At 44.6% G+C, this 13,357-nt stretch carries 13 protein-coding genes; 2 read left to right on the top strand and 11 right to left on the bottom strand.

Annotation, left to right across the window (positions count from 1 at the left end; all coding sequences use genetic code 11):
• Positions 1–13: 13 nt before the first annotated feature.
• From MHI15_RS29810 to MHI15_RS29800, 3 genes are all read right to left on the bottom strand, one after another.
• Entirely contained in the window at positions 14–1,414 is a 1,401-nt protein-coding gene (locus MHI15_RS29810) for an extracellular solute-binding protein (RefSeq protein WP_341165216.1), read from the bottom strand.
• A gap of 93 nt (positions 1,415–1,507) precedes the next feature.
• Positions 1,508–3,922, bottom strand: a complete 2,415-nt coding sequence (locus tag MHI15_RS29805) for a hypothetical protein (RefSeq protein ID WP_341165215.1) — start codon at positions 3,920–3,922, stop codon at positions 1,508–1,510.
• Positions 3,923–3,989: 67 nt separating this feature from the next.
• Complete coding sequence (locus tag MHI15_RS29800; protein WP_076193723.1) at positions 3,990–5,042, bottom strand: LacI family DNA-binding transcriptional regulator; 1,053 nt, start codon at positions 5,040–5,042, stop codon at positions 3,990–3,992.
• Between the two features lie 214 nt (positions 5,043–5,256).
• Between MHI15_RS29800 and MHI15_RS29795 the strand changes: the two genes are divergently transcribed.
• Positions 5,257–5,574 (top strand): MGMT family protein, encoded by a 318-nt coding sequence (locus tag MHI15_RS29795; protein WP_076124439.1) that lies wholly within the window; start codon positions 5,257–5,259, stop codon positions 5,572–5,574.
• Here the strand turns inward: MHI15_RS29795 and MHI15_RS29790 are convergent.
• The 8 genes from MHI15_RS29790 to MHI15_RS29755 form a co-directional block, all read right to left on the bottom strand.
• Positions 5,571–6,266: a DUF1361 domain-containing protein gene (locus tag MHI15_RS29790; protein ID WP_076103907.1), complete on the bottom strand. Its 696-nt coding sequence runs from the start codon at positions 6,264–6,266 to the stop codon at positions 5,571–5,573. The genes MHI15_RS29795 and MHI15_RS29790 overlap by 4 nt on opposite strands.
• 150 nt (positions 6,267–6,416) lie before the next feature.
• On the bottom strand, positions 6,417–8,180 hold the full coding sequence (locus tag MHI15_RS29785) for a SulP family inorganic anion transporter (protein ID WP_076124440.1): 1,764 nt from the start codon (positions 8,178–8,180) through the stop codon (positions 6,417–6,419).
• 107 nt (positions 8,181–8,287) lie between these two features.
• Positions 8,288–8,614: an ArsR/SmtB family transcription factor gene (locus MHI15_RS29780; protein WP_036676741.1), complete on the bottom strand. Its 327-nt coding sequence runs from the start codon at positions 8,612–8,614 to the stop codon at positions 8,288–8,290.
• 74 nt (positions 8,615–8,688) lie between these two features.
• The gene (locus MHI15_RS29775) at positions 8,689–9,066 is read right to left on the bottom strand and encodes a hypothetical protein (protein WP_076185165.1); all 378 of its coding nucleotides are present in this window, start codon (positions 9,064–9,066) and stop codon (positions 8,689–8,691) included.
• A gap of 62 nt (positions 9,067–9,128) precedes the next feature.
• A complete protein-coding gene (locus tag MHI15_RS29770) occupies positions 9,129–10,697 on the bottom strand; it encodes a phospholipase D-like domain-containing protein (protein WP_076193720.1) in 1,569 nt (522 codons plus the stop codon).
• Between the two features lie 175 nt (positions 10,698–10,872).
• On the bottom strand, positions 10,873–11,166 hold the full coding sequence (locus MHI15_RS29765; RefSeq protein ID WP_036676736.1) for a putative quinol monooxygenase: 294 nt from the start codon (positions 11,164–11,166) through the stop codon (positions 10,873–10,875).
• Positions 11,167–11,225: 59 nt separating this feature from the next.
• Positions 11,226–11,861: a nitroreductase family protein gene (locus MHI15_RS29760; protein WP_076101373.1), complete on the bottom strand. Its 636-nt coding sequence runs from the start codon at positions 11,859–11,861 to the stop codon at positions 11,226–11,228.
• 33 nt (positions 11,862–11,894) lie between these two features.
• Complete coding sequence (locus MHI15_RS29755; protein ID WP_076304354.1) at positions 11,895–12,323, bottom strand: MarR family winged helix-turn-helix transcriptional regulator; 429 nt, start codon at positions 12,321–12,323, stop codon at positions 11,895–11,897.
• Between the two features lie 158 nt (positions 12,324–12,481).
• On the opposite strand from MHI15_RS29755, the gene MHI15_RS29750 reads away from it, so the two are divergent.
• Positions 12,482–13,267: a carbon-nitrogen family hydrolase gene (locus MHI15_RS29750; protein WP_341165225.1), complete on the top strand. Its 786-nt coding sequence runs from the start codon at positions 12,482–12,484 to the stop codon at positions 13,265–13,267.
• Positions 13,268–13,357: the final 90 nt, after the last annotated feature.

Raw genomic sequence — 13,357 nt, 5'->3', positions numbered from 1 at the left:
ATATAAGCTCTAATTAGGAAACCTTGCCGCTCTCGAACAACTGCTTGATCGCTGGCATGATCGCGTCATAGACTTCTTTAACACTTTTCTTACCTGCCAACGCCTGATCAATAGATTTCTCATATTCAGTATTCATCTTGAGGTAGGCAGGAACGTAATATGCAGGCCATTGTGCGATAGAGTCTTTCGTTGTGGAATAACTAAGGATAGTTTCTTTTGCGCTTTCAGGAAGATCGGAGGTCCACTTTTCAACCAAGGTAGGATCGGTATACCAATCTGCCTGGTTCGGCAACCACGCACCACTCTTCAGCAGCTCCAGACTGTTCTCAGGGTTTACCATGTAAGCATAGAATTTCTTGGCTTCCTCAATGTGCTTCGATGTATTGTACACAACAAGCGGAGCACCACAGTTCATCGTTACTGCCTTTTCCATCTTAGGCAGAACGCCAACGCCGATATCTTCATTACCTTTGATATTAGCTAGATCCCAAGAGCCGCTGATTGCCATGGCATAACCACCACTCAAAGCGTCTACCGCAGAACCAATTCCAGAATTCCAAGTGTAATTGAAAGCGGATGCAACCTTGTCTTTGTTAACGAGATCAGCTAGCTTCTGGATGGCATCAACCGTTTTGGGAGAATCCCATTGAAACTCCTTTCCATCCGGGGAAACAATCCCGCCACCGTTGGCATAAGCTGCCCAGAAATGGTGGAACTCCCGTCCCGCTGTCATACCAAGCCCGTAGTTCTCGGTCAGAGCAGCATCAAAGCCTTCATCTGCCGCTGTTTTTCCTTTAGTATCTGTCGTTAGCTTTTTCGCGTTTGTTACGAATGTATCCCAATCCCACGCATTTTCAACTTTGGAGGGTGGATATTCAAGGCCTGCTGCATCAAATTTGGACTTGCTATAGTAAAGCAGCTCCAACTGGTTGGATAGGCCGACTCCGATCACTTTTTGCTCAGGTGAATGGATTGTAATCGCTGATAGTTTTTCAGGAATGCTTCCGTCCGCTAATAAATCGCTGATATCTTCGATAATTCCCATTTCATTGTACTTTTGGATATCGCCTTCACCCATATAACTGATATCTGGAAGTTCACCGGATTCGAGCCGGGTCTGAATAAATGTATCAAAGGAGCCATCTGCTGGAAGTACTTGTGCATTGATTTTCACTCCGGTGTCGGCTGTATATTTTTCTGCTGCCGCTTCTACCAGCTTTTTCTGTACATCATCACCCCAATACAATAATTCCAAGGTTACATCTTTATCAGGCGTAGTTTCTTTGTTGGCTGCTCCAGACCCTTCAGATGCCTTTGGAGCCGCGTTGTTGGAATTGCTCGAACAGCCAGCCAGTGCGGAAAAAACCATCATTGATGCTAAAGATAGAACTAGAGTACGTTTTCCAAACTTCATGTTTGTTGCCTCCCTTTTTTTCATATCTATTTATTTCAAGCCAAGCATTTAAAGCTTTAGCCTAAAATCATCATGGTTTGTCATTCTTAGCGATTACAGACAAGGGCTGAATACTCCTCCGCCTGCCAGTCTTACGCGAGGCTCTAGTATCCCCTCAGTTGTGCGATATTCGAGCTTATCCTCAAGCAGCACATATCTTGACGGATATGCAGCGTAACTTGTTACGATCCAGCCCTCCGAGTCTTCTTCAATATAACCGTTAATACAGCGCATCTTTCCGCGTGGATCCCTGTACAAATATGTGGTTGTCCCGAAGCCCATTAGATAGGCCACTAGCTCCTCCCCCATATCCCAATCATCTCCTGTCACACCCGAGAACAGCGAAGCAAACAAGGAATCACTTGCCCCCACAAATACGGATTGCCCAAAACGGTTTCGCGACAATTCTGGCATGTTCAGGTTAGGAGCTGCCACACTATATGTAGAGGCTGCCTCTCCAGGCAACAAACGGCGTGGAGTAGAGCGTACATTCCAATCGTAACAATTGAATACTGCCATCGTAGAACGGTAAGCGGCTTCCAAATATTCAGGGTCTCCAAGGAATTCATAGGCAACCCGGGATGCACCTGCTACCAATCCACCCCAAAGGGAATGAATCATATACGACAAAGCTTCCCACCAACGATCCGGATTCTGCACTCTGTAATCATTGCTGAATCCGATATTTGCCAGAATTAGTTGCCCATAACGCTGAGCCTCCTCTTTATTTCCAAGGTGACACAATGTTTCACAGGTAGGACCAAATCCTGCATTATCGTAAAAATGCTCCGTTATAGCTCCCTCATACTGCTGTATCCCTGTCTCCAGATTTCTGCCAAATTGCTCCCATAAGGTAAGTAGACGTTTATACTCTTCTGAAAGACCGCTCTGCTTCAGTGCCTCTAATAAATCAAGAATATAGAGCACAAATATACCATTTAGACGGCTCTCATCCTGTTCACGCTGCCCACTATGCCGATCAGGGTCTAGGCGAAGGCACATGATTTCGGCAGCCCATTGTAGATATTCTCTAGGAGAATGAATTTTAAGTAATGAACCATCCATTCGTGACAATAGATAAAAGACATGCCCAATATAATCCAGATCATAAATGCGGTAGAATTCTCCATACAAGGGACGCGGATGATTGAAATCTCCGCCTTCAAACCAATGCTCCTTCACATCCAATACTGCGGCAATCTCGGCCTTAGCTACTTGTTCGGGGACAGCCTTGGCCATGCTATTCTTCATCAGAAGAAAAGCAACCTTACCCAGCGATTCTCCCTGATTCGATAGCGGACGGAAGGCATATGGCCTCTCAGCCTCACCTGTCCCTCCAAAGTTGTTATTTACCAACCACTCGGCTCTCTTTTCCAGAATCCGGTCAATCGACTCCAGTACATTCCAGACCAGGATATCGGTCCGTCCATCTTCTAGCCCCAGCTCCAGCTTATGTTCTCCCGGCTCCAAACGCTGTAAAGATATAGTGTAGCTGCTGCCTGACTCCAACCGTACAGCTTCGTTCGTAATATTCTCCTGGCGGATCAGCTCCGTTGCCGTTGAAGTGCTATACAAACGCAGCTCACGTAGAGCCTGGCCCTGCGGCAGATCAACAACAGCTTCGAACCTTCCTCCCCGGGTTAATACAGGCGTATAGCTCCAGCGCGGATGTCCATAGGCCATACCCTGCCTATAGAAATCATCTCGATTCTGACAGGGATGGAATATGTATTCCCAGCTGGAGGTCTCTCCAGCGTCAAGATCCAGCGGACTGTAAGCGCCACCATATATCCAGTCGGCAGCTGCAGATTCGGTCATAGATGATCCGTCCTCCACCAACGATAGCCGATGATACAGCAGACCATCCAAAGAAGGGGAAACCTGCTCAAGAAAACGATTCTTATAACTACAATAAGTACCTACGGTTACTGTTCTGCCCTGAACACCATAAACACCCAGATGTGGTGCTTCGTTGCTCCGTCGAATGGCAGCAATTTTAGCGAAATCTCCACCAAGATGGGGGAATACTGCACAGGACTGACTCATATTGCGCTGCACATTTTCATCTCTGTACATGACATAAGCGAGCGAAAACCACACATGAAGTCCATTAATTCTTACAGACTGTGTTGAGCGGTTCATAGCTTCAATAGTCCATCTTAGTCGCTCATCTTCCAAAGAATATGTAAGTCTGATTGCAATCGGCGCACCTTCAAAATCCACAAATACACGGTTTTTTCCTTCTGGCGTGATTTTGGGCAACAGATCAGTGCTTTTTATGATATTCCCGTCTAGCTCTATTGTCCATTCTCCGAATAGCTTATCTGTATCCGCATAACCTGCCTCTTTCAAATAAGACGGATCAACTACCCAATTCATTTCACTAGGGTCGTCCTGTAATATCAGAGACTGAAGCGCTCCGCGGTCGCTTAACTCCATCCTGAAATTTTCGTTGCCTAGAATCGTCATTGCCTAGCACCTCTTCAATATTTTAAGTTAAACGTTTAGATTTATGAGGAAAAAGGAGCTGTGAAACTTATTTTTGTCTCACAGCATTTTTTAACGTAGCCACAGAATCACGTTCGATCAACCGGCACTCCGGCATGGTCAGTGAATCCATCTTCGTCCCCTTGATTAAATTGAACAACACCTCAATAGCTTGATAGCCCATCTCATGTAGCGGAAGTCCCATTGTTGTTATACGCGGGCGTAAGTAATCACTGAATTCACGATTATCAAAACCGACAACCGACAGATCATCCGGTATTTTAAACCCTTTTTCCTCTGCCGCCTGCAAAATACCTACAACCATTACATCATTCATGGAAAGAATCGCGGTTGGAGGCTCCGGCAAAGCGAGCAACTCGGAGGTAAGACGATACCCTGATTCCCTCTCCCAGTCTCCCATCTTAATTAACAGTGGATCGAACGGTAATTGATATTCAGTAACGGCCTTGTAATAACCGTTCAGTCTTAATCTGGAAGGGATTGAATCCATCAACCCACTGATTACAGCAATTCTGCTATGTCCTTGGTTAACCAAGTAGGACATGGCTTGGTAAGCAGCTTGCTCATCATTATACTGGATAGAGATATCGTCCTGTGTGTAAGAGTAGGTATACACAATAGGCTTACCTTCCGTATCGATTAAACCCGTTAAATCACGGGGATGAACACCGATATAAATAATCCCATCCACTTGATTACTGAGCAGTTCGGCAACCGCATTAGCGGCATACTTTCGATAGTCTTCCGTATTCGAGAAGTTACGGCCGATACGCTTGTCCAAACGAAGATTCACCAGTAAAATATGCAAATCATTACGATCTCCAAAATCATTAATTCCATCGATAATATCGGGGGTGTTAAATACCGTCACATCTTCTGCAATAACACCTATTGTATTCGTACGGTTGAGTTTGAGACTCTTCGCAATAGCATTCGGCTTATAATTCAACTCCTCAATGGCTGCAACAACTCGTTCCCTTGTATCGGAACGTACATTGCGGGTACCATTAAGCACATAGGAGACTGTAGCAATCGAAACATTAGCCTTTGCGGCTATGTCTTTAATGCTGGTTTTCCTCATTACACCTTCTCCTATCTTATTATGGAACTCTTTCAATCACGTTGTTAAACGTTTAGATTATTTTTACAGTTAAAATATACCACGCGTATTTATTGCTTTGCAACCCCTTTTTTGCTATTCTCAAAAAATCCTCCTGTTCGTCCCCCGTTTCGTTTAGAATTGATTTATCTGTTGTTCATTGGATAAAAATAAGATATAGGAGCTTGAGCTTGCTATGACACCATTTACTGAGAGAGTTATTCATATCATACAGTCTATACCAGAAGGTAAAGTGATGACTTACGGAGGAGTTGCCCGCGCGGCAGGCAGCCCAAGAGGAGCGAGGCAGGTCGTTCGCATCCTTCACTCCATGAGCAAAAAATATAAGCTGCCCTGGCATCGGGTCATTAATGCTAAGGGAATGATCGCACTAACTGAGGATGAGTCTAACTCCCTCCAGAGACTCTATCTACAGGGAGAGGGAGTTAGTTTTAATGAAAAAGGTGTGGTAGATCTGAAGCAATTCCAGTTTGAGCCGGAGTGTGCCGATTAGTACCCTCTGGTAACTCTTCGTCTTTCTCCGGTGCCAAGAGCATTGAGTAGACAATACATCGTCGCGTAAATGACCAGCAGGACAAAGGCAATGAACAAGCTGAAAAATACGGACTGGAGATTCAGGCTATCCAGAACAAGTTGATACAACTGATGCCTGTCCGTCAGGACGTCCCAGCTATTGAGTCTGTAGACTCGGCCAAGCAGTACACCATATCCCCCGAGCATACATGCCGCAAGCACGAATACCCATGACCACAGCAGGTTGCTTTTGCGATAAATGACCGTCTGGAACTGATACAATGAGAAAAAACCGGTCAACCATCCACTCCAGGTGAACAATAAAAGAGTGACCAAGTCATACCAGTAGCGATTCTGAATGGCCCCCTCCACGATATATCTACTTTTTCTTACCGTTAAATGCACTAGGTCAGTCATGAGATAAGGCGCGTTGGGAAAGAACAGCAACCACGCGACACCCAAAGGAAGAAGTAATAAACCGCCTATCTTCCTTTTGTCTAGCTCATAAGCAGCCATGGAGAATAAAAACGGAATCCAAGCTAAGAACAAATTCCAAATTAAAAAAGCGTAAAACGAATCCGTCTGAAGTGACACTACACGATATACCGCCAATGTAGCGACAGACAATCCCGCCAAGAGCATAAACACCTTCGGATAATTCAATTCCTTCATGAGCTTATATTCTCCTTATCGATATTAATTACATTAAACTTATACCCAATTGTACAAATTCAGAATTCCGAAGTCCAATTTTAATACAAAAGCCCAGACGCAAGAATAGCGCCCAGGCCGACTTTATTTATTAAGCTCAAGTACCGCTGATTAGTTCAGAGGCAATGCTGGCTTCTTGCGTCCTGTCAGACCTCGTAGTCCACCTGCATCCTCCTGACAGGATAATGCCGTACACTCCCTAAACGCCGCATGACTGCATCCGATACATTTATTGTGATTAATACTGCTAAGAGCTTCATTGATCGCTTCACCGGTATGATGATAGAACTGTGCCTCTCCTATTTTGTCATATAGCCCGGTTCTCTTAAGAAGCTCAAGCGGCTGCGGCTGAACACCGGAGATCATCAGTTTCCCTCCAACAGCATGGAGATGCCGCACCAGCTCCGCCAGATTGGATTCACCCGTAGTATCCATGAATGGCACTTTTCCCATCCGCATTAATATAATTTTCGGCTGATCGGAGCCATAACCCGGCATGGTGTCATCAAATCTATACGCAGCGCCAAAAAACAGCGGCCCTTCCACGGTATAAATCCCAATCTGCGGACAATCATGACTCTCCGTTACCATATGTGCTCCTACCTTGACGGAATTAGGATCAGGCAATACTTTGGATACCAGATGAACCTCTCCCATCCGTTTCACAAACAAAATCACCGCAAGAATCAATCCCACCTCTACGGCCAGCGTTAAATCTGCAAATATCGTCAACAAGAAAGTGATGAATAATACCAAAGAATCGCCTGTTTTGATTTTAAGCAATTGAAGAAATTGTTTACGCTCACTCATATTCCAAGCTACTACCATCAAGATAGGAGCCATCGCTGCCAACGGAATACTAGAAGCATAGGGTGCAAACAACAGAAGAATTAGGAATACCACTACCCCATGAACGATCCCTGAGATCGGAGAAACTGCGCCGCTTTTGATATTTGTGGCGGTTCTGGCAATGGCACCTGTGGCTGGAATTCCTCCAAACAATGGAGCTGCAATATTGGCGATTCCCTGACCAATCAGTTCACGGTTGCTGTTATGGCGGCTGCCTGTCATCCCATCAGCTACGACAGCTGACAATAAGGATTCAATAGCACCCAACATCGCGATGATAAAGGCCGGACGAATCAGCAGTGTAATCCGCTCCCAGGTAATGGTCGGAAAACGGAAGCTTGGCAGTGTATTAGGGATATTCCCATAGGCCAAACCAATCGTAGTCACCTTACCGCTAAAAAATAACGCTGCTATGACAGTCGCACAAAGAAGACCGACCAATGAACCCGGCACCTTCGGAGCGAAGCGAATCGCTAGGATAACAACGGCCAGACAAATCGCGGCGGTCAGGATACTATATCCATTGATCGTCGATAGATGAAGTCCAATTTCTTTCATGTTATCTACAAAGCTCTCGTGCCGTTCAATATCCCTTAACCCAAGGAAGTTAGCAATCTGTCCGGTGAAGATAATAACCGCTATGCCTGCTGTGAAACCAATCGTGACCGGCTTCGGAATAAATTTAATCAGTACACCCAGCCTTAACAATCCCATGAGGACTAAAATAACCCCCGCCATCATCCCCGCTAACAGCAGGTTCTCATAACCATACTGCATCCCAATGGCAAACAAGATAGGAATAAATGCACCTGTCGGTCCACCAATCTGAAATTTCGATCCCCCGAACAATGAAATACATATGCCGGCAACGATTGTCGTATAAATGCCATATTCCGGCTTTACACCAGAAGCAATAGCAAATGCCATCCCTAAAGGAATGGCAATAACCCCGACGATTGTCCCTGATATCAAATCCTTGCGAAAAGCGTTCATGTTGTAGCCTTTATAACGACCCCGCCCTGTCATGTTCAAACCTTCTTTTCTTTAAATATCTGATTATTTGAATATAAGAAGAACATTACTCTAGGACGCGACTGTTGTCAACGCCAAAATAACGTTAATCTATTCCATTTTCACTCGCCGCGCATGCCTTCCAGCAATGAAATGGTATTCACGAGATGGTTATCAAATATTTGTTTGGCCACAACCAGAAGGTCCTTGATCAGAGGATCACGTAAGGCATAAATGACTGTGGTGCCTTCTTTCACACTGGTTACTACATTTTTGGCGCGTAAAACAGCTAGCTGCTGGGATACAGCAGAACCTTCCGAGCCGAGAATAGCCTGCAGTTCATTCACATTCTTCTCACCTTCGCTAAGCAGCTCCAGAATACGAATACGCATCGGATGAGCCAGCGCCTTGAAGAATTCGGTCTTAAATTGCTGAATTTCGGTGTTCATAGCTTTCTACTCCTCATGCTTAACTTTCTGAATCTAATGTTATCTTTGTATGTTATCTTAGTCCCTAAGAAGCGTCAAATACTGAAGGGATAGATTCGCACATCACGGACCTGCAATTCTACGAACACACCCAGTGCCATAGGTTCACCGAGACACTCGAACATCACTAACCCTTCACCTATTCGTAAAAATCCTGTGCCATCTTCTTCAATATTCTCCAACACGCCCGTAAAAATAACCCTATCCTGTTCGAGCCTGATGTTGAACTCACCTGCAGGCACAGGATGGATATCCACCCACCTCATAAGCAGCTCCGAAAGCTCGAATTCCACATCCATTTCTGCCCCTGGATTCACAGGAGCACCACACCAGATTCCCCGGCCCTCCCCAAATTCTGTGAGAAAAAATACCTCGTCCTTTTTCAAACCACTTTTTGTAATTTTGATTTGCATAGCCCATACTCCACCCTAATGATTTATAACGATCATTATATCATGAGAATTAGCCCAATTTATCAAGTATAATTCTGGGTTGCCTTATTCAGATAAGTACTAGGGTGTAACCAAGGATGCTTAAAGAACTCACTTTTACTGGTAATCTTCCGCGAAACACTCAGGTCATAATCGATCATAGACTTTATCTGCTCTGCAAAGGCCTCCCCTTTTACCAGCATTCCCAGCTCAAAATCGTGGCAGGCACTTCTTTCGTTGATATTATATGAACCATGAAAAACGGCTTGTGATCTATGATCATAGGTAATTTTCCAATGGGAAAATCGACCGGTGGCACTGTAGTCATAGAAGGAAACACCGTTAATAAACGGCATATACATATTGCCTCTTACCGCCGCGCGATTTGTAGGATGATCATTAACCTCCAGCGGGTTACAAATGTTCAAATTACACGAGCATTCCGGACCAAGCAGCCCAAGCCGATCCCAAAAATCCTGATCAATCAAATAAGGATTCACGATGATAGTCTCTTCAGCCGCGTAAGTAATTAAATCCAGATAATATTGTTGAATCAGGTTAACCGGGTTACCTGGAAAGCTTGCTAACAGCGTACATTCTTCCTCACCAAAATGATAATCCACATCCGGATAATAAAAGACATCATTCACATCAAAATGATCTCCGCCTAGAAGCAGCCAGCGAGAATAGAACATCGCATTCAAAGGCTGCGCTGCTGCGCCGCGAATCCGGAAGCAGCCATCATGCCACTCAGCCTCTTTACTAGGAATCCCCTGTGGATGTCCATCTATACTCATTGCAGAGGATGCCTGCACTGGGGTCTCATACGTATATTGGTCACCAATATTTACACTGCCTATAATCGTGGTTACCCCATCTATGACCATAAACTTCCGATGATCGATGACATTCAGTCCTGTGACCTCAACATCCTCTTGCACTTTATCCTGCAGAAACAGGATACTTTCCGGCACTCCTTCTTGCTCCAGCGCCTTTCGTTTCACCCGCCATTCAATGGCTGTATAATACGAATTGAAGGTATTCAGCAGCTTGGCGCCTGCATTCTCAAGCTGATCAGCAATCTTGGAGAACTGGCCGTACTCCAGATTATTTCCGTACCCCAAAGCCGTCAATGTGTAATTGACCATAACCCTTACCTTAACGCCACGCTTAAGAGCATAAAACAGTTCATCTGCAACCAGATTGCCCGAGCGATCATTAAAAAAAAGCATGACAGACAGGTGGATATAATGCTGCGCTTTTCTGATCTCCTCTAATATCATTCCTAGACACTCTGGACCATTCACGTAAGGTGTTACTTGATTATTCCACGTAGTCTGCGGAGCCAGAACCTTTAGCTTGCCTGAGTCTAGTCTGCCCAATACTTCAGTAAGTTGTTCCAGGAAGCTTGGGCTAAATCCAGGAAGCTGGAATAGCTGCTCACTTGTCGTAATGACTCCGCCAAGCGTCTGACGATAGGCTCTGGCAGCCTCTAGGTCTATCCCCTCAAGCTTACGCTCCACCTCTTCTCCTGCTACACCCATAATACGGGCAAGCGATCCGCCGGATAGATAATAATTCAAGAAATCAATCATATTTCTCTGTGTCTTCATATGTAAAGTCCCCCATCGTTTATATTGCATGCCTTTGAATCAAGGTAAGGATAGATACCCTAGATCTCCTTTTTATAAACGGGGTGAAATGCAAAACAGGGATGCCCCACAGCCTTTATGGCTATGGATCATCCCTGTTTAGGTTTAAATAGAATTCGCTAAGAATGGAGACAGCTTATTTTACCTGTTCTGCGCTAAATACTTTAACATCTAGAGGAGCAGCCAAGAATTCGCCAGCTTTAGCTGAGAAAGCAGTGAAATGAGCGCTCGTATTGTGGCTGGATACTGCTTCAGCATCACGCCATTGCTCAATCATAATAAATGAGTTGGCTTCTCCAGCATTCTCATATAGCTCATAAGAAAGGTTACCCTCTTCAGCATGAGTAGCAGCCAGTAATGCTTTAGACTCCGTCAAAAACTGTTCGCGACGCTCTGGATTAACTTTAAGTACAGCATGAATAATGATCATTGTATATTCCTCCTAAGATTAGTGTTTATGGTAGCGTGTTGGCTTACTAACTTTAATAATTATTTCCACTCAGCAACTTTATCGATAGGCAGACGAACAGAGGGGTAACCTGCATCAACAGCTTTACCAATGGAGAGCAGCATTACAGGAACATAACGATCTTTTTCCATACCAAACGCTTCAGCGATTTGGTCTTTTTCAAATCCACCAATTGGGTTTGTATCGTAACCATGTGCACGAGCAACCAGCATCAGCTGCATAGCAACAAGTGCGCCATCGATAAGCACGGTGTCTCTATTAATTTCCCGTGGCAGGTTAGCGAAATGAGCGGATAATCTGGTTAATTGATTTTCTTTTACTTCAGCAGGCATAAGTCCACGTTCAACAGCCGTACCGTAAATTTCTTCAGCGTAATCGAAGTTGTTCAAATCACCAAAGATGGCAATCATAGCCGCAGAAGTCTCTACTTGTACGTTATTAAAACGAGCGAGAGGCGCTAAAGTAGCTTTAGCTTCGTCACTTTCAATGACCAGAAAACGCCAAGGCTGCATGTTCACTGAAGATGGAGCAAGTGTAGCTTCGGTAAGGATCTGTGTCATTTCTTCTTTGCTGATTTTAACGGATGGATCATATTTGCGGATAGAGCGGCGTCCTGTAATAATTTCTTGAAAATCATTTGTTTGTGTAGCGTTCATATGATTAATTCTCCTTTGAGTGTGTTTTGTAAGTTACAACAGAATGATATTAGATTGCAGACGATTGAGCATATCAATGAGCACTGCTCGCTCCTGATCGTTAAAACCTGTTAGCAGAGTAGCGATAAACCGCCTTTTCTCTTCGCTATATTTAACCATTCTTTCCCGACCTTGATCGGTTAATGAGACCAATGTGACCCTGTTATCGGCTGGGTTATTGCGGCGAGCGATCATGCCACTCTCTTCCAATCCCTTCAGATGACGTGTGACGGCTGCCGCATCAATATCCATTTCCTTTTGCAGACTGATTTGGCTGACTTCATCTACCCGAAACAGTTCATGCAGGAGGCGAAGCCGTGTGGGACTGATCCCTGCACAACGTTCGAATTTTGGAGAGATTCCTTTGTTTAAGGCCTGCAGCAGTTCAAATATATGTTCTTCCTCAGGACAGTACTCCGTCAAAATATACCTCCTTTCTATATTTAATTGCATGCAATTGTTTTGTATGAAATTATACTAACGCATAATCATTGACCCGTCAACTAATATATCAAATCATTTTTAAAAAATCAACATTGCTTATCCTCATCCGGTGCTATACGCTTGAACAAAAGAGGAGGATACCTATGAGAATATCCCTGATTCAGCTGGATATAGCATTTGGCAATCCCGCTATGAATTATGCTGCTGTTGTCCAGAAAATAAAAGAAGCCGCTGTCGCTGCCCCCGATTGTCTGATTCTCCCTGAGCTATGGACCACTGGTTATGATCTAACTCGCTTAGAAGATATTGGCGATCCGGAAGGAGAAATTACCAAGGCATTTATCTCCAGCTTGGCTAAACAATACAGCATCAATATCATCGCTGGTTCTGTCGCTAGCCGAAATGATACTGGTGTAACTAATCGCATGTATGTATTTAATCGATCAGGTGAGCTCGTCGGACAATACAGCAAGCTGCATTTGTTCCAGCTGATGGATGAACATTTGTATCTGCAGCCGGGAGAAGCCAAAGGACTATTTACATTAGACGATACGTTATGTGCAGGGCTAATCTGTTATGATATCCGGTTTCCGGAATGGGTTCGCGCCCATACCGCACAAGGGGCGGAAATCCTGTTCGTCTGCGCTGAATGGCCACTGCCCAGATTGTCCCACTGGCGGGCGCTGTTGATCAGCCGGGCCATCGAGAACCAATGTTTTGTTGTAGCCTGCAACCGTGCAGGCAGCGATCCTGCCAATATCTTTGCTGGGCATTCAATGATTATTGATCCTTGGGGAGATATTGTGTGTGAGGCTTCTGAAGAGGAACAAATTCTAACCGGAGAGATCGATTTACATCAGGTGCGTGAGATTAGGAAACAAATTCCGATTTTTTCGGACAGACGTCCTGAGTTGTATAATTAAAAGAGCGTCATTGTTGAATATTAAAAAAGACGTTACGTAGGCTGGCATTATCCAGCTTTCCGTTACGTCCTTTTTTAACAGACTCCAACC

The sequence above is a fragment of the Paenibacillus sp. FSL H7-0918 genome, assembly GCF_038007025.1.
GTDB classification, from domain to species: Bacteria; Bacillota; Bacilli; order Paenibacillales; family Paenibacillaceae; genus Paenibacillus_AQ; species Paenibacillus_AQ odorifer.
The sequence above is the reverse complement of the archived record's forward strand: the minus strand, read 5'-3'. Positions and strand labels throughout refer to the sequence as shown.

What these genes read in the sequence shown, in the direction of transcription:
- MHI15_RS29800 (WP_076193723.1), bottom strand. Translation starts at nt 5,042, where the DNA reads ATGAGGAAAACCAGCATTAAAGACATAGCCGCAAAGGCTAATGTTTCG.
- MHI15_RS29765 (WP_036676736.1), bottom strand. Translation starts at nt 11,166, where the DNA reads ATGATCATTATTCATGCTGTACTTAAAGTTAATCCAGAGCGTCGCGAA.
- MHI15_RS29775 (WP_076185165.1), bottom strand. Translation starts at nt 9,066, where the DNA reads ATGCAAATCAAAATTACAAAAAGTGGTTTGAAAAAGGACGAGGTATTT.
- MHI15_RS29795 (WP_076124439.1), top strand. Translation starts at nt 5,257, where the DNA reads ATGACACCATTTACTGAGAGAGTTATTCATATCATACAGTCTATACCA.
- MHI15_RS29780 (WP_036676741.1), bottom strand. Translation starts at nt 8,614, where the DNA reads ATGAACACCGAAATTCAGCAATTTAAGACCGAATTCTTCAAGGCGCTG.
- MHI15_RS29790 (WP_076103907.1), bottom strand. Translation starts at nt 6,266, where the DNA reads ATGAAGGAATTGAATTATCCGAAGGTGTTTATGCTCTTGGCGGGATTG.
- MHI15_RS29770 (WP_076193720.1), bottom strand. Translation starts at nt 10,697, where the DNA reads ATGAAGACACAGAGAAATATGATTGATTTCTTGAATTATTATCTATCC.
- MHI15_RS29760 (WP_076101373.1), bottom strand. Translation starts at nt 11,861, where the DNA reads ATGAACGCTACACAAACAAATGATTTTCAAGAAATTATTACAGGACGC.
- MHI15_RS29785 (WP_076124440.1), bottom strand. Translation starts at nt 8,180, where the DNA reads ATGACAGGGCGGGGTCGTTATAAAGGCTACAACATGAACGCTTTTCGC.
- MHI15_RS29805 (WP_341165215.1), bottom strand. Translation starts at nt 3,922, where the DNA reads ATGACGATTCTAGGCAACGAAAATTTCAGGATGGAGTTAAGCGACCGC.
- MHI15_RS29810 (WP_341165216.1), bottom strand. Translation starts at nt 1,414, where the DNA reads ATGAAGTTTGGAAAACGTACTCTAGTTCTATCTTTAGCATCAATGATG.